The sequence below is a fragment of the Rothia sp. HSID18067 genome (genome assembly GCF_003989445.1).
In the GTDB taxonomy this organism is placed as follows: domain Bacteria; phylum Actinomycetota; class Actinomycetes; order Actinomycetales; family Micrococcaceae; genus Rothia; species Rothia aeria.
In genome coordinates this window covers 929,510-949,969 of sequence record NZ_RBMF01000001.1, presented here as the reverse complement: position 1 = coordinate 949,969, position 20,460 = coordinate 929,510, and the positions used below count along the sequence as shown (strand labels likewise).

The window sequence follows — 20,460 nt, the reverse complement described above, 5'->3', positions numbered from 1 at the left end:
CCGCCCAAGACATTATTTAGTCGGTCCGCAGCCCCTCCACCGGGGAACGCCGCGAAACGCGCACCGCTGGGATAAACGAGCAGAGGATAGCCGCCACGAGAGAGGCGAGAAGCGTGAAACCGTACCCCACCCACGGTATGGTGTACACCAGCTCATACTGCTCCGGGACCATCGCCCGGGCGCCTACGAAACCGATGATGGTACCGCCAGCAAGCCCAATGGTGACGGTCGCGAATGTAATCAGCACCGCCTCCATGATCACTACCGAACGCAGCTGTGTGCGCGAGAGCCCCAGCACCCGTAAGAGCGCATTTTCGTGTGCCCGCTCGTACCCTGAAAGCGCGATAGTGTTCGCCACCCCCAGCATTGAAATCAGCAGCGTGAGTGACAGCAGCGCCATATAAACATACACGGCATAGTCCATGCTTTGGGTTATAGTAGCGCGCGTGTCAACAGTGCCAAGCACGTAATGCCCCTGATGCTTCGAGGCAATATGCTGCAGGTTTTTGCGTAGTTCTTTAGCTTTATTGCCGGTAAGCGGTTTGGTCTGCATGATCAGCTGGGAGCCGCCCCCAGTGCTTCCTTCAACCGTGCGGGGGTGCTCAAGGTCTTGTACTTTTGCGGCCGTTGCACGGGAGACATACGGGGAGTGGTTGTCAAGGTTTGACGGTACAGGTTTAAGCTTGATCTCCCCGGTGGGGCCAACAAACCGGAATTCGCTGGTTTCGCCAGCCCGGTAGGATTCCCAGTCCTGCCGGGAGAGTGCCACCGTGTCCCCATCCAGCAGATGAGAGTCAGCTCCGGGAAGTACCGTAGTAATATCTGCGGTATCAACCGCATACGTATTCGCCAGGGATGCGGTAGATTCTTCGGTGCGCAGGCGCTGGTATTCCTGTTCGCTCATACGGTTTTGAACGAACTTGTGGTACGGCTCGGTCTCCAGATAGTCGAACCCGCCAGCATACTCCACCAGAGAAGCTGAGGATACACCCGCTAGATTGCGCACCTGCTGGGCTGCTTCACGTGCCTGACGCAGCGATGTCTCCACAGCAGAAGAATTTGATTCATTATGCTGTTGCGGCTGTTTCTCGGCAGTATGTTGCGCGTCGGACGGTGTAGCGTGTGGCGGCAGCGCAGAGGGCGCACCAAAATACAGGGATGCTGCCGCAGCCTTCTGCTGATCGACGGTGTGCATCACCATTGACTCCAGCGTGGCCCGGCCAGAGAGCACAACACCCACCAGAACCGCCCCCACCAGCAGGGCACGCCCGGTCGCCACTGTACGTTTGGGGGAGCGCAGCGCATTCGCCCGGGCAATCTCACCCGTTAGTGTGCGGGCAATAAGCGCCGCCCACCCGCGTACCAGCAGCGGTATAAACCGATAAGCAAGGAACACCAGTGCCACCAGCAGGCACGCTACCCCAAGCGCCGAGAATATGAACCGTTTCTGCCATCCTGTATTAGCGTTATTATCTATGCCTATTGAATGGAACAACCCCCAGGCTACTAAGCCCGTAGCAAGCAGGAAAAACACGGTTCCTAGGATGGTCTGCACCCGACCACCGGCATGTACCGTGATCTTTGTGCCTTGCCGCAGACCCTGTACAGGAGAAATACGCATCGCCGTCACCGCTGGCAGAAGTGCCGCAATGAGCGTGGTGGTACAACATGCAGCTAGGGTTATTGCCGCTGGCATGAGCGATGAGCTGAACACGAGCTCAGTAATAGCCCGCACCTCTGAGATAGTTATTGCGAAACGGGAGGAGCGATCCAACAGCAGGGTGCCCACCGCGAACAAGATATAGGCTAAGACAATACCAGTCAGTGAAGATACCACACCCATAATTACCGCTTCCCCCAGCACCAGTGCAAGGAGCGAGCGTTTATTCATCCCCACTGTTCGCAGCAGTGACAGTTCGCGGGTGCGTTGAGCCATGAGCACATTCAGTGTATTAGAGATGACGAAAGCAGAAACCAACACCGCCAGTATGGCAAAGCTGAGCATTGAGCTGGTCAACACCGCTAGAACTATATGCTGGATTCCGCGCATAGCATCAGCATATTGGTGGGGAGTCATTGCCGTGAGCGCGTGCCCACCGGAATTGACCCCACCAAACCCGTTCAGCCCTGCTGATTCGGCCAAGTCTTTGATGCTGGCCCCGGGTTTAAGCTTAATGGCTAAACCCTCAATGGTGTTTGAGGACGCTCCCGGCCGGGTCAGTGACAAGCCACCAGCATATACGGCACGCGTTTCGTCAGACCGCTGCGTCGCTGGCTTAAACGTACCCACAATACGGTATTCACCCAGCGTATGGCGGGTTGTACTGTTGCCCCTGAGTGTATCACCAATATTTAGCTGTAAATCAGCGGCTACGTACTCGGAGACCACCACCTCCCGCTCATTAGCTGGCATGCGGCCATTCACCGTGTAGGGGAACATGTCGGTGCGAGTAGGAACCTCCCGGAGTACAAAATACTTATCTGTTGTTCCGGCGGTGATGTAGGAATCTCCCACCAGCTCCCAGACGGCCTCAACATGGGGGTCATTCCTGACGCGCTGCACCTGCTCAGTGGTCAGAGTGTCTGAGCCGTTGTTGGGGCTTGGCGACATCAACAGTGTTTGTGGTACCACAACGGCATCACTGCGCGAGACCCTATCCTCAAAGTGGGCATCAAATGCGGCGTTGAACGACAGGCTCAGCAGAATTACCATAGCTAAGAAAAACGCCGAGATCCCCACCGCTGCCCCCGTGAGCGCGTATTTACGCCATGAAGCGCGCGCATTTGCGCGAACCAGCGTCACTAACGGTGCCCTCATCGTTGCCTTTTTCGCCAATTTTCCCACTACTTTTATCGTCCAGCTTTACCGTTTCAGTCGTACACGCCCGCACCCACCGCCGTGGGTCTCCCGCCTTCTAACTCACGATCCCCGCCTCGTACGCCATGATGACCGCCTGCACACGATCCCGTGCGTCCAACTTATTCAACACATGCGACACATGCGTTTTAATAGTCGCCTCAGAAAGCACCAGCTCCCGACCGATCTCAGAGTTCGACAGGCCCTCAGCCACCAGTTTCAGCACCTCATACTCGCGCGGGGTCAGCTGCTCAATAAGTTCCTGATGCTGCAGCACCGGCTGCTCCTGCGGCGGCGCTTCGGCTGCAGCATTTTCCCTGGAGGTATCCAGTACCGGGATCATGTGCTTGAGCAGGCGGCGCGTGGCCGAAGGCGCGATCACCGCATCCCCCCGGTACACTGTGCGCACCGCCCCCAGCAGCTCCTCCGGCGGGGCGTCTTTGAGCAGAAACCCGCTCGCACCGGCCCGTACCGCCGAGTACACGTACTCATCCAAATCGAAGGTGGTCAGCATAATCACATGCGATTGGGGGGCGTGCATCTCAAGGATGCGCGTGGCCGCCTGCAGCCCGTCCAGTACCGGCATGCGCACATCCATCAGCACAATGTTCGGCGCGTGCCCCTGCTCCGCCAGGCGCGCATAACTATCCACAGCGGCGGCGCCGTCATCGGCTTCCATCACCACCTGCAAATCGGGTTGAGAGTCCACGAGCATCTTCAGCCCGCCACGCACCAGCTGCTGATCATCAACCAGCATTACCGTAATCTTTTCATCCACTATTACGCTCCTTCACGAATAATTAACCAAAACCTACACTGACTAAATTTCCCGGTATGGCAGGTGCGCCCGCACCGTGTAACCGCCCTGAACGTCCGGGCCGTAGCTCAGCTCACCCTCATACATATTCACACGCTCCGCCATGCCGCGCAGCCCGTTACCTGACCCCGGCACCGGGGAAAACTTACCCTGCGGGGCGCTATTGTGTGCACTAATGCCCAGCCCCGCCCTGTCCCAGGCCACCACCAGCTGCACCTGCTGTGCGTCACGGGCGTGCTTAAGGATGTTCGTCAGCGCCTCCTGCACCACCCGGTACGCTGCCAGCTCAGCCCCCTGCGGCAGGGTGCCTCGCGGCACCCCGCTAATACCCGAGAACTCGATTGGAACCCCCGAATCGCGTGTCTGCTCCACCAGCATCGGCACCTCACCCAGGCTGGGGGCGGGGGTGTACATGGTCACCTCGTCGGTGCGCAGTATCCCAAGCAGTGAACGCATCTGTGCAAGAGAACCACGCGCCGTTGTGGCGATCGTATCGAGTGTTTGCTCCGCAATTTTTTGAGATGTTTCCGGCTGTGAGCCATCTGCGTCGGTGGCTTCTTCGCTAGCCTGCCGTGCCGCCGCTGAGGCATACCGCGCCCCATCGGCCTGCGTAATAATACTGGAGAGTGAATGCGCCACAATATCGTGCATTTCCCGGGCAATACGGGTGCGTTCGTCTTGGGCCGCCAGCCGCCGCTCCTGCTGCTGCTCAAATTCCAGGCGCATGGCGCGCTCACGGATTTCGTCTTGCAGCAGCACACGCATACGCCGTGAAGCACCAAAAAACCAGAAGAACGAGAACGTGAGCCCGCAAAAGAAAAGGGCGAAGAGCGCTATGAAAGCTGCACCGGCGGCATTGAACACCGGATCAGCAGCCGGGTTAAGGCCGTGAAGCAGCGCTATAAAACTACGGACTCCCACCAGGAATGAGATAACCCACCCGCCAATAAATGCGCATGCTCGTCCCTTGTGGTTCCAATGCCGGCCGGTATGGTACGCGGCCAATAACACCGGCAGGTAGGAATAAATAACGACGGTGGGGGCGAAAAGCGAAAGGAGCAGCGCCACCGTAAAAACATAGATGCTGCCGTAGGGGTTGCGGTACCGGTAGTACAGGCTGGTGGTAGTCACACCCGCAGTAATAAAGGCAACGCCCGCATCACGGTCAGCGGTTCCTAAACAGATCAGCAGGGTGAGCATCTGAATGCTCAGAACAGCCGCGGCATTACCCCACCGGTGGTGTTTGTCGAGGAAGTTATTAACGCGGCTAGTGAAGTCCATGGGTTAAGTTTATCGGTGGGTAGCTACTACTCAGGTATGAGAAGGCCATGTGCGCCAGCTGCATCATGATAAGTGCTGGGGTTCTCAGGCTGCCCACACTGTGAGATTCGCGGGGCTGTGTGTGGGCGTGGTTCCGCACCAGCAGTAGGGTAGTAGCATGACTGAACAGCACCTCACCAACAGTATTGACCTCGCCGTGATCGCTGGCGACGGTATCGGCCCCGAAATTATTGCTCAGGCCCGGCGCGTACTTGACCGCGTATGCGAGCTCGATAGCATCGCCGTGACCTCAACCGACTACTCGCTTGGGGCTGAGCACTGGCTAAAAACTGGTGAGACCCTGCCCGAGAGCACCATGGATGCGCTGAAAAAGCACGACGCTATTCTTTTTGGCGCTATTGGTGCCGACCCGCGCAGCGGTGATATCCCCTCGGGCCTGATTGAGCGTGAGATGCTTCTGAAACTACGGTTCGCGTTCGACCACTACATTAACCTGCGCCCCGCGCGGCTGTACCCGGGGGCGGTGTCGCCGCTGAGCAACCCCGGCGAGATCGACTTCGTGGTGGTACGTGAAGGCACCGAAGGCCCCTACGCGGGTAACGGCGGTACCCTGCGTGAGGGCACGCAGGAGCAGATAGCAACTGAAGTGTCGCTCAACACCGCACACGGGGTCAGCCGCCTGATTCGGTACGCCTTCGAGCTGGCACAAGCCCGCCGCAAGAAGCTGACCCTCATCCACAAAACGAATGTGCTGGTGCATGCTGGCCGCCTGTACACCCGCCTTTTTGAGGAGATCGGGCGTGAATTCCCCGATGTGCAGACCGACTACCTGCACATTGATGCGGCAACAATTTTCATGACCACCGACCCCTCACGGTTCGACGTGATCGTAACCGATAACCTATTCGGTGACATCCTGACCGACCAGGCCGGTGCAGTAACCGGCGGTATCGGGTACGCCGCCTCCGGCAATATTAATGCGGTGGGGAAGTTCCCCTCAATGTTCGAGCCCGTGCACGGTTCAGCCCCCGATATTGCGGGGCAGAATAAGGCAAACCCGACCGCCACAATCCTCGCAGCGGCCCTGCTGCTGCGGCATCTGGGCTATGAGTCGACCGCCGTGCGCATTGAGGAAGCAGTCGAGGCCGACATGCGCGCCAATGGTGCCCGCACCCGCACCACCGTTGAGGTTGGTGACGACGTGCTGGGCTTTATCGGCTGACCACCACCACCGGGCACCCGCACCCCAGCACGGGTGTGCGGTGCCAGACAGTCCCGGCAGCAATATGCGTGGTGCCCCCATATCGGGTACCCTAAAACAGGGTGCGGCGAGCACACACGGTTTGCCCACCGCTGGCGTGGTCACGAACCACAGCATCCCCACGCGCCACCCGCGCAGTTTAACGATGCGCACCGCTCACCTTCATTCGCGGGCGGCACACCAAGTAACGAACTCTCACGGAAGAAGAACCTCGATGGCCATCGAATTCAGCCACGAAACGAACCAAAACCCCGCCAGCGACGCCCGCCGCGCCGAGATCCTAGCCGACCCCGGGTTTGGCGATTACTTCACCGACCACATGGTCAGCATCGACTGGAACGGTGATTATAAGACCGGCGGTGAATGGTCGAACGCGCGGGTGCACGCCTACGGTCCGCTCAGCTTAGATCCCGCCGCCGCAGTTTTTCACTATGGCCAGGAAATCTTCGAGGGTATTAAGGGTTACCGCCACGCGGACGGTTCGGTGTGGACATTCCGGCCCGAGAAGAACGCGGCGCGCCTAAACCGCTCAGCATATCGTATGGCGTTGCCTCAGCTGCCCGAAGAGACCTTTATCGAGTCCCTAAAACAGCTGGTGCAGGCGGATGAAAAATGGGTTCCCAGCGGTGAGGGAGAAGCGTTTTACTTCCGTCCGTTTATGATTGCGACCGAGGCGTACCTGGGGGTCCGCCCCGCGCGTCACGTGGAGTATCACGTGATTGGGTCACCAGCCGGTAACTACTTCGGCACCCCCGAGCCGGTGGACATTTGGCTGTCCACGAAGTACGCCCGCGCTGGTGAAGGCGGCACTGGCACCGCAAAATGCGGCGGTAACTATGCTGCCGCCATGATCGCCCAGCTTGAAGGCGAAGAAAACGGCTGCAAACAGGTGATCTTCAAAGACCCGCACCGCAACGATGCACTCGAAGAGCTGGGTGGCATGAACGTATTCTTCATCTACGGCAAAGAGAACAAGCTGGTCACCCCCGAACTGACTGGCACAATCCTAGAAGGCGTTACTCGCTCCTCAATTCTGCAGCTGGCCAAAGACCGCGGAATGACCGTTGAGGAACGCCCCATCACCCTGAACGAGTGGCGTGACGGTGTGGCCTCCGGCGATATTACAGAGGTGTGCGCCTGCGGTACCGCAGCAGTTATCGCCCCCATCGGAAAGCTCAAAGCCGCTGATTTTGAGATTCCCGCAGCCTCCGAAGGGTTCGGTGAGATCTCCAAGAGCCTGCGTGAAGAGCTCGTGGGTATTCAGACCGGCACGGTAGAAGACCGCCACGGCTGGATGACCCGCCTCGTCTAAAAAGCTCACCCCCGCACGTGGCTTTTCGACCGAAACGCACCTTATAGAGGCAGCCCCGGCCGGAAAGCCACGTTTCGCGCTTAAAATCCGTGCCGATTCCCTACCCGCCACCACCGCGCCGGGGTACACTTGAGACAAGCAGAAGGGAGGTTCTGAACCGGGTCACACCCGTGCAGGGCCTCTTTTTGCGCACTCAAAACCACACGGTGCGGGTGCGCGCCACCGATATATCAGGTTCAACCGAGGGAGACCCCATGCACAAGCTGGCCATTATTACCGCCGTAGCCCCCGACCGCGCCGACCACCTGCACGAAACCGCCCAATCCGTGGCCCAAACCCGCAACCACCTCAACATCCAGTGGATCGTGGTGTGGGACGGCGTGAGCACCCAACCCGTCGAACACGCAGACGCACAACTAACCACCGGCAAACTCTGCAGCGGCGCCTCCGTGGCCCGCAACACCGCACTCCCTACGGTCGAGGCCGAATACCTGCTCAAACTCGACGCCGACGACGTGCTCAACCCCGAAGGCGTGGCCGCCACCATCCACCAGCTTGAGAAAAACCCAGACGCCGGGTGGGCCGCCGCAAACATGCTCATCCACGGCACCGGCGAACGCACCGAACACTGGGCCAACACCCCAGAAACCTACCCCGAAGGCACCCTCGCCGGGCTCTGGACCGTGCCCTTCCCGCTACACCCCGGCGCCGTCATCTACCGCACCGACCGCGTACTCCAAGCCGCAGGCTGGCCCGCCCTCAACAGCGCCGAAAACCTGGGGCTGCTCCTGCACGTCGCAGAAGACACCCAAGGGCTGCGGGTACCCGACGTACTCGTCTACCACCGCCAATGGGACGCCCAAGAAAGCCAACAAGAATACGCCCCCCAACGCGAAGAGCAAGCCCTCAAAACCATCCGCGCCACCATTAACGCCCGCCGCGGACGCACCGGCCGCGAACCCGTATACTTCCGTACCCGCTAAACCCCACCGCAGACGCAGACAACCCGGCGGCTGACACCACCGCCGGGCTGGTACCCTAGAGGGTATGCGTATTGCACGATTTACCGTAGATGACGAACTACACTTCGGCCTCGTCGAAGGCGAAGAAGGCGCCGAAACCCTGCGCGTTCTCGCCGGTGACCCGTTCTACAACGGCATAGAACCAACCGGTGCAACCCACCGGCTAGATGATGTGCGCCTACTCGCGCCCATCATCCCACGCTCAAAAGTAATCGGCGCTATCGCCAACTGGGCGGGCACACCGGCACCGGCCGCACCACAGTTCTTCACCAAACCCAACACCACCGTGGTAGGCCCCGGCGACCCCGTCACCCTCCCTGACTACTCCGAGGCGGTCAGCCCCGAAGGTGAACTCGCCGTCGTCATCGGGCGCATCGCAAAATCCGTGCCGCTAGAACGCGTACCCGAAGTCGTGTTCGGCTACACCGTAGCCAACGACCTCACCGCCCGCGACGTCATGGACACCGACGCCCAATGGACACGCGCTAAAAGCTTCGACGGTTCAACCCCGCTCGGGCCCTGGATCGAAACCCAGCTCGACACCGACTCGCTGAACATCACCACCTGGGTAGACGGTGACACCCTCCAAGAAGGCAACACCTCCGAGATGCACTACAGCGTGGCTGAACTGGTCGCCGCCGCATCAGAAGTCTTCACCCTCTTACCGGGCGACATTATCCTCACCGGAACCCCCGCAGGAACCACCGTGCTGCACGAAGGCAACGAGGTCGAGGTGGAAGTTGAAGGAATCGGCGCGCTCGTCACCCGAATCCGCAGCTAACCCACCCCACCCGGCACCAGGTAAGCGGGTACCGAACAGCACCCCCGCCCCGCCCCCGAAACCTCTGACACATATATAGGAGAACAATAATGACCGAATACCGCGGCCCCGCGCTCGCAGACGCGAGCCAGACCCGCGTCCGTTTCTGCCCCTCACCGACCGGAACCCCGCATGTGGGCATGGTACGCACCGCCCTGTTCAACTGGGCGTACGCGCACCACACCGGCGGCAAACTGGTGTTCCGTATCGAAGACACCGACGCGGCCCGCGATTCGGAAGAGTCGTTCAACCAGGTGCTTGAGGGCCTGCACTGGCTGGGCATTGACTGGGACGAAGGGGTGGGCGTGGGCGGCCCCCACGAGCCGTACCGGCAGTCGCAGCGCATGGACCTGTACGCCGAGGTCATTCAGAAACTCAAAGACGGCGGCTACATTTACGAAGATTTCTCAACCCCCGATGAGGTGCGTGAACGCCGTAAAGCTAAAGGCGAAGACCCGCAGTTAGGGTACGACAACTATGACCGCACCCTAACCGAGCAGCAGAAAGAGGCGTTCCGCGCCGAAGGCCGCCAGCCCGTGTGGCGCCTGCGCATGCCTGAGGAAGACATTACGTTTAACGACCTGGTGCGCGGCGAAATCACGTTCCGGGCCGGTTCGGTACCGGACTATGTGGTGGTGCGCGCAAACGGCAAGCCGCTGTACACTCTCGTGAACCCGGTGGATGATGCGCTCATGGGCATCACCCACGTGCTGCGCGGTGAAGATCTGCTCTCGTCAACCCCGCGCCAGATCGCCCTGTACCGTGCCCTCATTGATGTGGGTGTTACCGAGTTCATCCCCGAATTTGGGCACCTGCCCTATGTGATGGGGCAGGGTAATAAGAAGCTTTCAAAGCGTGACCCCGAATCGAACCTGTTTTTGCTGCGTGAGGCCGGGTTCATTAAAGAGGGTCTGCTGAATTACCTCTCGCTGCTGGGCTGGTCGCTCTCAGCAGACCAAGACGTGTTTACGGTGGACGAGCTGGTGCAGCATTTCGATGTGCACGATGTGGTGGGTAACCCGGCACGTTTCGACGTGAAAAAAGCCGAAGCCATTAACGGCGACCATATTCGCCGCCTGGATGCCGCCGATTTCCGGGACCGCCTGGTACCGTACCTGCAGGCGGCGGGTGTGCTGGGGGAGCAGCTGAGCGAACAGCAGGAGTGGGTGCTCACGCAGGCCGCCCCGCTGGTGCAGGAGCGCATGCAGCTTCTGGGCGAGGCACCTAAACTTCTGGCGTTCCTCTTCACCTCTGATGAAGATATTACGGTGGCTGATGATGCGCGTAAGCAGCTGAAAGAATCCGCCCCGCAGGTTCTTGCCGCCGCCATTGAGGCGCTCGAACCCATCACTGAGTGGGATTCTTCTCACATTGAGGCGGCGCTGCGTTCGGCGATCGTTGAGGGCCTGGACATCAAGCCACGCCTGGCATTCGGGCCTGTACGCATCGCAGTTTCAGGTGAGCGTATCTCCCCGCCGCTGTTCGAATCTATGCAGATTCTGGGGAAGGAATCATCGCTGAAGAGGCTGCGTAAACTAGCAGCCGATTTGGGGGAGTAGAATATTACTTAGCCCCTTTCTGAAAGTGCCGCCCGACCCGCCGCCTGCCACGCGCAGGGCGGGCCGGGCGGTTCTCTTATACCCCCGTGCACAACCGGTAGAGTGGTGCGCGCACTATGGGCGCAGGGTGCGTACAGCTTATGCTTATAGCAGTGCAGGAACCGCTGAGAGGCTACGATGCTGGAGATTTTTAGCAGTAAAAAACGCGTGTGGCGTGCCGTCCGTAAAGGCACGGTGATGGCGTTCGCAAACGCGTCGATCATTATGCTCATCGCAACCGTTGCCGATGCGCTGCGGTCTGTGTGGACTATTGTGGCGATTATGGTGGCAAGCCTGCTGGCGTATTTCGCCGCCTACCAAGAGGCACGTTTTGACGACGAACAAGACGCCTGGGAGGCGCAGCAGAAAGCCCGTGCTGAAGCCGCTGACACCAGCAGCACTGAGCTGGAGAAAGGATAATAAGGATGACCCGCAAAGATGTGGCGCTGGCACTGACGATTTCCGTTGCCGCCCTGCTGTTGTATGTGGGGGTAAAACAGGTGCTGGGCGGGCACTGGGACTGGGTGACGTTCGTGATCTGGGTGCTGGGTGCGCTGTTGTTTGGGTTCGGCATGGTGTACGCAAAATCGTTCCTAATGCGCCTGGTAGATGAGATGAACGAGGACGGTGTGGCCCCTGAAACGCAGCGCAAACGCCAGCCCTCCACCGGTGCTGAGAGCAGCACGAACAGCGACAGCGACCCAGAAACCGGGAAGACCACAAACGAGCACACAAGCACGGACAGGAACGGTGCTTAAAGCAGCAGGCAAAGGCATGGTATTCGTCGTGACCTGGAGTAGCTGCCGGGCCTTGCGCACCCGCCCAGAACCGTAACCATCGCTGAGGCACAGCAGCACCCCGATGAGAAAAACCTCAGAAAAATATTGGCCATGCTCACCAGTGTTTGTGCTTGTCAGAGCGTTCTATGGGATAGTTTTCCGGGTTCAGAGACAGAATTTCACGCCCGCCAAGCCCGTGAAGACTTGCAGGGTGCCCAACAGTTCGGTATAGTATTCTTCGTTGCGCGGTTGTAGCTCAGTTGGTAGAGCACCACCTTGCCAAGGTGGATGTCGCGAGTTCAAGTCTCGTCAACCGCTCCACCAAGCCCCCAAAGGTAAAACCTTCGGGGGCTTTCGCTTTGCTGAACTTCAGTGGTTCCCTGCCTTACCCCGGCTTATAGACGCATATTCTCGTCTATAAGCCTTGAGGGAATAAGGCCCCAATGGGTTTATACCGCCTAAGGGAATATCAAATAGTTTTCTCTCGCTATTCGTCATCTAGCTTTATGGATTGCAGGCCCAGCTCCGCAGAGTAGCGCAGGCGGTAGTCGCATAACGTCACCTCGTAGAAACCGGAGTCTTGCAGCTCAAAAGGTAAGATAAGCTCACCGGCAAGCATAAAGTTCTTCTGCCATGAGTCGATGCGTTCACCCTCCAGCTCATCAAGAGCTGCCTCAAAGCGGACCCTGTTCTTTGGAGAGTCTGAGTACTGGTAGGGCAGACGTATAGTCGATGCTAATAGCTCAAAGGCTAGCGAATTGGCTGGCTCATTTGGGTCTTTCGCATTGTGCCAGTCAATCTCTTGGGTTTTCTGCAGGGTACTAGGGATTGTACGATAACGGTCAATGCGGCCGTCTCCGTCACGCTCAACTACGATGGCGATCACCTCAAGCGAAGCGTCGCCATCACGAACACGTGCCTCACCAATCTGATCTTCTGAGAGCGTTCCATCCTTTTTGCCAAGGTAACTATTCATCACGTCTGCCATGACTGTTTGTTGATTTTGCGGGCGTTTCAAGAGGAACGACTCTGCCATTACTGAAGCGCATTTTTGATGTTTATCAGACTCTTCACGGGCTTCTTTGTAAACACCATCCCAAGCCTCCGGGTACTCAGGACATTCTTTGTAAGCCTCCTGAACAAGCCCGCTCATATCAGCCGGAATGCGCAGAGTTTTTCCGGCAAAATAGGGGAGTAACCGTGCATAGCTGCTGAGCAGGATAGCGGGCTCGTAGACCAAACGTGAACCTTTGGGAAACTCTGGAACTTGGGCTTCAGAACCAAAGGTCTCAATACCACGAACGTAGCAGATGGGTGAAAGATATTCCTTAGGCCGTTCTGAATCATCACGCTCATGGCGGTGCAGACGCCCCAGCCTCTGAAGCACTAAATCTACCGGGGCGAAGTCGGTCACCATGACATCAAAATCAAGATCCAGGGACTGTTCAATGACCTGTGTTCCCACCACGATTAAACGTTCGGGGCGGCCATCGCCTCGGTGGGAGTCCTTGCCAAGTAGCGAAACTAAAGCGGCTTCTTTTTCAGCACGATGTTTAGCAGTAAAACGGGAGTGAGCCAGCATGACATCATTACCAAACTTCGCCCGAAGATGCTCGTAGGCTTCCTGCGCTCGGCCCACAGTATTACAGATAACCGCGGCACAGCCGTGCCCATTGTCTAAGGGTGCTAGTACCTTATCAAGGTCGGTGAACTCATCGCTTATCTGACGAATGGAGATCGTTACCTGCTCTTCGGGTGCTGCTACCTGCCATTTACGCGGGGTATAACCATCCTCGGCGGTGAGTGTATGAATAACAGGGTAATCTAGGTCGAGAGAAGGCTCAGTAACATCCTCTAGAGCGAAACCATCATCAAAGTCCCAATCAGTAGAATCCTGAATTTCAAGACCTTCCGCGTAACTCTCCATCAAAGAGGTGCGAACATGCGCAGGTAAAGTAGCCGACATGAGAATAACAGGTGCGTTCATCTGACCCAGCCAGTAGAGTGCCTCCTTGAGGTAAACACCCATATAGGCATCGTAGGCGTGCACCTCGTCGATGATGACGACTTTAGAACCCAGTCCAAGGTGGCGAAGCATCACATGGCGTGACTGTAGAGCCATCATAAGAATCTGGTCGATAGTACACACGACGAAGGTCGAAAGAATGCCGCGTTTTCGACCGCCTATCCAGCTGTGGCGTGCTACTGAAGTATTAGGGCGTATACTCTGTTTCCCTTCAATGTCGGCTTCTGAATCGAAAATATCAGCTCGCTGTAGGTAGCGGAAAGAACCTTGCTGTTGGTTTTTTGCATGGCCTAAAAACATAGTGTGCGGTTCAAAACCGCCAGCAGGCCCTTGCGCCCATGCTTTGACCCGATCAAACAGTGCGTTTGACGTCGCTTGAGTAGGGGCGGCAAAGGCGAGCCCGCTGCGTCCTGTTTCTTGGGCTAGAATTTCGGCAGCGATGAGTCCAGCCTCAGTTTTACCCTGTCCCATGGGGGCCTCAATACACATCATGCCGCCGCCCTTCATAGCACGTGCAGCATTGACCACTACCTCCTGCATTGGTCGTAGAGTGGGATTTTTCCACCCAAACCGTGAGCTGTATAGGTCAGAAGCGGCAGCGTCCCCAGTATATGCACCCCAAGGATGCTCAAGACCAAGGGTATCCCAGCCTTGATTGAGGCGTTTGCGCTGAGCCTCAACATCAAAAGTTCCCATAGGGAAAAACGTTGGGTTAGAAGCGATCCAGTCTGCCATAATCACCAGGCCCGTAAGATAAAGCTGCACGGCAACAGGGATTTTGGTTCCTGACATGAGTTTCTGAAGAACCTGATCTGCGCCAGTTTGCTCCAGCGTCATCTCGAAAAGTTCATGCCACGCTTGATGCCACTTGTCGTTGAGGGCCTCAAAGATAGCAAAATCTTGTCCGGGTGTTCCTGGAGTGTATGCGGCGGGTACACCATGGTGAGCCCCCGCGATACTTGCGATTGTCCCAGCGGTCTCTGCGTCGTCTGTGTAATGTTCTGTAAGCAGCTTAATAAGGATGCTCTGGCTATAGGTTGAATGAGGGCATCGTGTTCCTGCGGGTGGAGTGGTGAGGTGATTGGGAAAATTAAACTTGTGTTCTTCAATCCTGTCTCGAAACACGCGGAGTTCTTCTCTGCCGCGTGAGTCTAGCTGTCCTGCAAACTCTGGGGTCGCTTTGCCCATATCGTGGGTGGCGGCAACCCAACAGGCGAAAGACTTGGCCTCATCCTGTGTGAGATTGAGCATCTTCATAATGCGTTGTTTAGCGCCAGGGGAGAGCCACTTATCCCATAGTTCGGCGGCTACAGATCCTGCATCTGTCATGTGTTGAGGTAGGGAAAGACCAATGCTTGGGGTTTCGTCCGATCCGGTTTTTGCCCAGAGGGATGATGTCTCTGCTGTAGCAAGCTGACTAGGGTGTTTAGTATTTTCGACTGTCATTCTAACCTCTTATTGGCTATAGTTATAAGTCACTGTTCCCGCGAGGCGAGAAGCGCGGGATGAGCCTTTTGTACGGTTTCTTCTTAAAGTGTTCCCCAGATTTCTCTGGGGATCTTCTCGCTTTAAGTTTATTTCAAAACTTTGTACGTTTCCTTCTTGACTTAATATTTCATACAGATCTACACTGAACCTGTACTCAGCTGATCCTCTATGAGGCGGCAAAGTGCTCGTGAAGCCCGTACCTCCCATTTTGGGGTATGGGAAGAAAATACGCCCAGAATTTCGTCATTGTGCGACGAATTTGGGCGTGTGAATTCCATCAATGCTGAAAGGAGTAGTGGGCCATGTCTGATGATCAGTCGGTGCAAAGTAACACTAGCCCCGACTTCAACTTGTGTAATGAACCATGGATTCCAGTTCTTTATGTATCAGGGCAGACCCAGGAAGTTTCCTTAAAACAACTGTTCGATGAGAGCAACTCAATCCGTAAAATTCACTCGGGTGATGCAACGACTGATGTTGCAATTCTCGGGGTTGCTGTTGCCATATTCTTCCGTGCGGTTCTGGAAAATACAGAGGAATACGGGGAACTGTACCGTGAACCCAAGAAGTGGATTCAAAATATTTCCTTGGGTGGATCTGAACAGTTGTACTTCGTACAGGACTACCTGAAGAAATATCAGGATCGTTTCAACCTTTTTGATGCCGAGCGTCCCTTTATGCAGGTCGCTGATCTGCACACGAGTAAAGGTGAGGTAAAACCTGTATCGCGTTTGGTGCTTGATTCCGAGAGCGAGTACTTCTCAATGCGTGCTGAACAGGCATTGACGTCGCTGAGCTACGCCGAAGCGGCACGGTACTTGGTGACTGTGCAGGCATACGATTATTCGGGCATTAAATCTGGTGCTGTAGGAGATCCTCGTGTTAAGGGAGGTAGGGGATACCCTATCGGCGTAGGTTGGTATGGAACTACAGGGAAGATTATTATTCATGGTGAGAACCTAATCGAAACCTTGCTGTATTGCATTGATTATGAGCAGCTTCTCAACGTCGAAAAGGTGAAAGGTAAGAGTCACCGGATCGCTTTACAAGACAAGCCTGTTTGGGAACGAGAGCTTCCCGATACCGCCGCCCCTCGTGCATATAAGGGTGGTGACCCCACCAAGTATAAAGATGAGCCTGCGCCCGCAGCTGGTATGTGTGAAATTCTGACCTGGCAGTCGCGCCGTGTTCGTCTTTTCCCTGAAAATGGGCGAGTCACTGGGGTGCTTGTATCGAATGGTGATAAGTGGCTTGACAGGAATACTTATACAGACCCGTTAACCGCCTACCGCTTTAGCAAAAATCAGTCTACTCAAACTCACTATGTCTGGATGCCTCAAACACACAGCGCCGAACGCACTTTATGGCGAGGAGCAGATGCGCTACTAACCAGGTTGTCTTCTTCTCAAGAAAAGCAGAACAAACCTGCTACTGTTATCCGTCAAATCTCCAGCGGTAAGTATTTTTCACCTGATACAAAAACTAAAATTCAGCTGGTTGGCATGGTGTATGGTACTCAAAGTTCTATCGTTGAAGAAACTATTGATGAGTCTGTGACCTTAGAACTAGGTATTCTCACGGAACAAGGTGCCGAAATTTCTGCAATGGTGCGTGACAATATTCAGCTAACCATGGACGCGTCCATTGCGCTTGGGCAGTATGCAGGAAACCTGCTTCGTGCTGCTGGTAAGGAATACGAATTCCGTCCTTCCGTAACGGAAAGTATTTTGCACCGTATGGAAGATGAATTCCGCAGCTGGCTTGCAGATCTGAGCGTTTCTGACGATGTCTCTGCACAAGCCGCTAAATGGCAGTCAAAAGTACGTCGCATCCTTGAGAGTGAGGCTGACCAGCTTGCTGTGAGTGCTGGCCCTAAAGCTGCCATAGGAACTATCTACGATGAGCAGCTCTACAATACGGCTAAAGCACGCCGTCAGTTTGGCGGCCGACTGTATAAGCTTCTGCCTCTCGCGTATTCTTCAACAATTACCCGTGTTCAGGAGGAAAATCATGCATGATGTGGGGAACCATAATACTTTGCGGATATATGTTACCCGCAAAGTCACGTGGCTCTACGAACAGAAAGAAAAACAGGGTAGCCCTCTTGCTACTGCCCAATTGGCACAGCTACGTCGTGGTGCAGGTGACGATCCCGCAAACCATCCAGGGCTTTGGGAAATTATCTTCGGGAATAATACAGACATACCCCAATTCCCCAAACGATACTTGGGATACAACGATGCCGTTAGCCATGGGGAACAAGCAACCTATGCCGCTGTCACGTTATTTGCTTTGCATCAACAATCACGGTCACAACCAATGCATGTGCCAAACTTTAGGTTTGGTACGGCAGTGGGACAACTTGTTCTGCAGACCAGCGAATCCATGAAAAAACGATTCGACGCATTGTTAAAAGCACGAAGTGAATCGGCACGCAGGCATTATTTGCGTAGCCTCATAACACTTCTACGGTCAGAAGAAATTGCTTTTGACTATGGGCAATTTGCTCAGGATTACATGCAGTTACAAAATCCTGAAAAACGCGATGCGGTTATTCTGCGCTGGAGCCGTGACTTTTTGTATGGCTACGAACCCAAGAAATCTAAAACCTCAGAGGAAACCTCTAAAAACTAATTGAAAGGATAAGAACTATGTCGTTCTTTGTTGATATTCACGCTTTGCAAACTCTTCCCCCGTCAAACATTAACCGTGACGATACCGGAAGCCCGAAATCCGCTATTTTTGGCGGTGTGAGCCGCCAGCGTGTCTCTAGCCAGGCATGGAAATCAGTCATCCGCCGTAACTTTGAAGAACACTTAGACCGCTCTGAAATCGGTGTTCGTACCCGCCAGGTTGCCGACATGATTGTAGACCGCATCACCAATATCAGCCCCGATTTTGACCCAGATAAAGCCGAATCAGCTGTTGTGGATGCATTCAAAGCGGCCAAAATCAAACTTGAGAAGCCTAAGGCCAAGAAGGGAGAAGAAAATACTGGCCGCGCTGTATCGGGTTACCTTCTCTTCCTGAGTAACCAGCAGATTAACCGTCTTGCCAACGCCATCATAGAAGCTAACGGCGAGAAAATCCCCGCTAAGGAAGTCAAAGACATTCTGGATACCGAGCATAGTGTTGATATTGCTCTCTTTGGCCGTATGCTGGCCGACGCCCCCGATTTCAACGTGGATGCCGCTTGCCAGGTGGCTCATGCCCTTGGGGTACATGGTTCGGAACCTGATTTTGACTACTACACTGCCGTCGACGACGTAATCCGGGAGTCTGAGGATGAAACCGGTGCTGGAATGATCGGCACCATCGAGATGGCCTCCAGTACCCTTTACCGTTACGCCAACATCAACGTGGACGCTCTGAAAACTAACCTAGGCGGTTCAGCAGTTGCCACCGTTGAAGCTACCCTCGCTTTTATCCGTGCCTTCATCGACTCGATGCCCACCGGTAAACAGAATACGTTTGCTGCACGTACTCTGCCTGAGGCAGTAATTGTAACGGTGCGTGAGGATCGCCCGATCTCCTACATTAATGCATTCGAAAAGCCTGTTACAGAGAAATCTTCCGAAGGACGCCGTCTCGCCGCTGCCCATGCATTAGCAACGGAAGCAGCAAATATCCGTGAATCCTACGGATATGAGTCTAAAGTTTCATACGTGGTAGCGCTTGGCGAGCTACGTGAAGCACTGTCAAATATGGGAGAGAGCGTCACCTTAAAGGAGCTTCTAGCTTCCCTTGAAAGTCAGCTGACCGAGCTGGTTGGTCAGGAGTCATAGTCATGCCTAGTCTGCTCCTTAAACTGAGCGGGCCAATGCAGTCCTGGGGTACACAAAGCCGATACCGCCGTCGAGATTCCGGGCATGAACCCAGCAAATCTGGCGTTATTGGCTTGATAGCTGCAGCTTTAGGACGTGCACGGACGGAGCCCGTAGATGACCTCGCTCGGCTTAACTTTGCGGTGCGTGTGGACGCGCCGGGCACTTTACTGCGCGACTACCAGACCGCGAAGGACTGGGCGACAGACCCGAATGGTGCGGCATCGCTGTCCACTCGTTATTATCTTTCAGATGCAGTTTTTGTGGCTGCTGTAGAAGGAGACCAAGAGGTCCTCAAGAATATCGAGTCAGCGCTTAAGAAACCGGTGTACCCGTTATATTTAGGGCGGCGTTCCTGCCCAGCAGGGTATGACCTTGTACTTGGTATTCGTGAAGAATCTGCTGAAGAAGCCTTGCGGAATGAAGAGTGGCATGTGCCTGAGCACCGCCGCGCTGAGTTCCCCGATCCTGTACAGCTGCGTATTCTGCGGGATGCAAAATCTGGTGAGCAGGGAGATCTAGTACAGGATGTTCCGGTGAGCTTTAACCAGGAACATCGGCAATACGCAGTACGGGCTGTAGTTTCTGCCGAACCTAAGACAGTTGAGAACCCCAAAGGCAAACGTCACAGCGACGTTGACTTTATGAGGACGGTGACCGAAGCATGACATACTTCTCAAAATTCCTCATTAATCCACAGCGCCGGGGCGCTCGCAAACTGTTAAGCAGCCCGCAGGCTCTGCATGCAGCCGTTATGGCAACCAACCCGCCAGACATAAAAAACGAAGATGGGCGCATACTATGGCGTCTAGACATCACCGGTCACCAGTATGTGCTGTATGTGCTAAGCCCGGAAAAGCCTGACTTCTCGGCTCTGGTTGAGCAGGCAGGATGGAATACCCGGCCAGGGGAAAGCGCCCACTACGGGCGCCTACTCGCGAAACTGGAGAACGGGCAGGAATGGGGGTTCAGGCTTGCTGCCAATCCGGTAAAACGCCAGGTTAAAAGCGGTAAGACATGGCCACATGTAACACCGGTTCAGCAAAGTGCTTGGTTGCGTGAGCGCGCTTCACAATGGGGGTTCGAGATCATCCCGGCGGAAGGCCAGGAGCTTGAGGACGCCCCTACTGTGACGGGCCGTAACGATCTTTCCTTCAGCCGCCGTGATACCGGTGGGCACGTAGGACGGGTCACCTTACGTAAAGCGCAATTTGATGGTGCTCTGCGTATCACTAATGTTGAGCAGTTCCGCGAGGCACTGGTTAACGGTATGGGTCGAGGTAAAGCTTATGGTATGGGTCTTATGACTTTAGCGCCACTTGCCCAGTAAAATCTCTACCTTGTTTAGGCGGGGCGCTGTTTAGCGCCCCGCCTG

Annotated in this window: 16 protein-coding genes and 1 tRNA gene; 13 read left to right on the top strand and 4 right to left on the bottom strand. The window is 55.8% G+C overall.

Going from position 1 to position 20,460, the window contains the following annotated elements; all coding sequences use genetic code 11:
* Positions 1-16 precede the first annotated feature (16 nt).
* The 3 genes from D8M23_RS04205 to D8M23_RS04195 all read right to left on the bottom strand — a co-directional run bounded on the left by D8M23_RS04205 (position 17) and on the right by D8M23_RS04195 (position 4,955).
* The gene (locus D8M23_RS04205; protein ID WP_126853802.1) at positions 17-2,836 is read right to left on the bottom strand and encodes an ABC transporter permease; all 2,820 of its coding nucleotides are present in this window, start codon (positions 2,834-2,836) and stop codon (positions 17-19) included.
* Positions 2,837-2,915: 79 nt separating this feature from the next.
* Entirely contained in the window at positions 2,916-3,635 is a 720-nt protein-coding gene (locus D8M23_RS04200; RefSeq protein ID WP_006888659.1) for a response regulator, read from the bottom strand.
* A 42-nt stretch (positions 3,636-3,677) separates the two neighbouring features.
* Positions 3,678-4,955, bottom strand: coding sequence for a sensor histidine kinase (locus tag D8M23_RS04195; RefSeq protein WP_126853801.1), 1,278 nt, complete (start codon positions 4,953-4,955; stop codon positions 3,678-3,680).
* Positions 4,956-5,112: 157 nt separating this feature from the next.
* On the opposite strand from D8M23_RS04195, the gene D8M23_RS04190 reads away from it, so the two are divergent.
* The 8 genes from D8M23_RS04190 (at position 5,113) to D8M23_RS04155 (ending at position 12,068) form a co-directional block, all read left to right on the top strand.
* Entirely contained in the window at positions 5,113-6,177 is a 1,065-nt protein-coding gene (locus D8M23_RS04190; RefSeq protein WP_094758055.1) for a 3-isopropylmalate dehydrogenase, read from the top strand.
* 253 nt (positions 6,178-6,430) lie between these two features.
* Positions 6,431-7,528 (top strand): branched-chain amino acid aminotransferase, encoded by a 1,098-nt coding sequence (locus D8M23_RS04185; protein ID WP_126853800.1) that lies wholly within the window; start codon positions 6,431-6,433, stop codon positions 7,526-7,528.
* Positions 7,529-7,713: 185 nt separating this feature from the next.
* A complete protein-coding gene (locus tag D8M23_RS04180) occupies positions 7,714-8,511 on the top strand; it encodes a glycosyltransferase (RefSeq protein ID WP_126853799.1) in 798 nt (265 codons plus the stop codon).
* Between the two features lie 64 nt (positions 8,512-8,575).
* Entirely contained in the window at positions 8,576-9,331 is a 756-nt protein-coding gene (locus D8M23_RS04175; RefSeq protein ID WP_006888677.1) for a fumarylacetoacetate hydrolase family protein, read from the top strand.
* An 89-nt stretch (positions 9,332-9,420) separates the two neighbouring features.
* Positions 9,421-10,929: a glutamate--tRNA ligase gene (gltX, locus tag D8M23_RS04170; RefSeq protein ID WP_126853798.1), complete on the top strand. Its 1,509-nt coding sequence runs from the start codon at positions 9,421-9,423 to the stop codon at positions 10,927-10,929.
* A gap of 177 nt (positions 10,930-11,106) precedes the next feature.
* On the top strand, positions 11,107-11,388 hold the full coding sequence (locus D8M23_RS11820; RefSeq protein ID WP_126853797.1) for a hypothetical protein: 282 nt from the start codon (positions 11,107-11,109) through the stop codon (positions 11,386-11,388).
* A gap of 5 nt (positions 11,389-11,393) precedes the next feature.
* Positions 11,394-11,726 carry a hypothetical protein gene (locus tag D8M23_RS04160; RefSeq protein WP_126853796.1) on the top strand — a complete coding sequence of 111 codons (333 nt, stop codon included), beginning with the start codon at positions 11,394-11,396 and terminating at the stop codon, positions 11,724-11,726.
* 266 nt (positions 11,727-11,992) lie between these two features.
* Positions 11,993-12,068, top strand: a tRNA-Gly gene (locus D8M23_RS04155).
* Between the two features lie 166 nt (positions 12,069-12,234).
* On the opposite strand, the gene cas3 is transcribed toward D8M23_RS04155, so the two are convergent.
* Positions 12,235-15,219, bottom strand: a complete 2,985-nt coding sequence (gene cas3 / locus D8M23_RS04150; RefSeq protein WP_126853795.1) for a CRISPR-associated helicase Cas3' — start codon at positions 15,217-15,219, stop codon at positions 12,235-12,237.
* Positions 15,220-15,563: 344 nt separating this feature from the next.
* On the opposite strand from cas3, the gene casA reads away from it, so the two are divergent.
* From casA to cas6e, 5 genes are read left to right on the top strand one after another with little or no spacing between them, the layout of a single operon-like run.
* On the top strand, positions 15,564-17,279 hold the full coding sequence (gene casA / locus D8M23_RS04145) for a type I-E CRISPR-associated protein Cse1/CasA (RefSeq protein WP_126853794.1): 1,716 nt from the start codon (positions 15,564-15,566) through the stop codon (positions 17,277-17,279).
* Positions 17,272-17,895: a type I-E CRISPR-associated protein Cse2/CasB gene (gene casB / locus D8M23_RS04140; RefSeq protein WP_161971646.1), complete on the top strand. Its 624-nt coding sequence runs from the start codon at positions 17,272-17,274 to the stop codon at positions 17,893-17,895. Before casA ends, casB begins: the two co-directional genes overlap by 8 nt.
* Positions 17,896-17,912: 17 nt before the next feature.
* A complete protein-coding gene (gene cas7e / locus D8M23_RS04135) occupies positions 17,913-19,046 on the top strand; it encodes a type I-E CRISPR-associated protein Cas7/Cse4/CasC (RefSeq protein ID WP_126853792.1) in 1,134 nt (377 codons plus the stop codon).
* 2 nt (positions 19,047-19,048) lie between these two features.
* Positions 19,049-19,753: a type I-E CRISPR-associated protein Cas5/CasD gene (gene cas5e / locus D8M23_RS04130; protein WP_126853791.1), complete on the top strand. Its 705-nt coding sequence runs from the start codon at positions 19,049-19,051 to the stop codon at positions 19,751-19,753.
* Positions 19,750-20,415 carry a type I-E CRISPR-associated protein Cas6/Cse3/CasE gene (cas6e, locus tag D8M23_RS04125; RefSeq protein WP_126853790.1) on the top strand — a complete coding sequence of 222 codons (666 nt, stop codon included), beginning with the start codon at positions 19,750-19,752 and terminating at the stop codon, positions 20,413-20,415. The genes cas5e and cas6e overlap by 4 nt, the downstream gene beginning before the upstream one ends.
* Positions 20,416-20,460 lie beyond the last annotated feature (45 nt).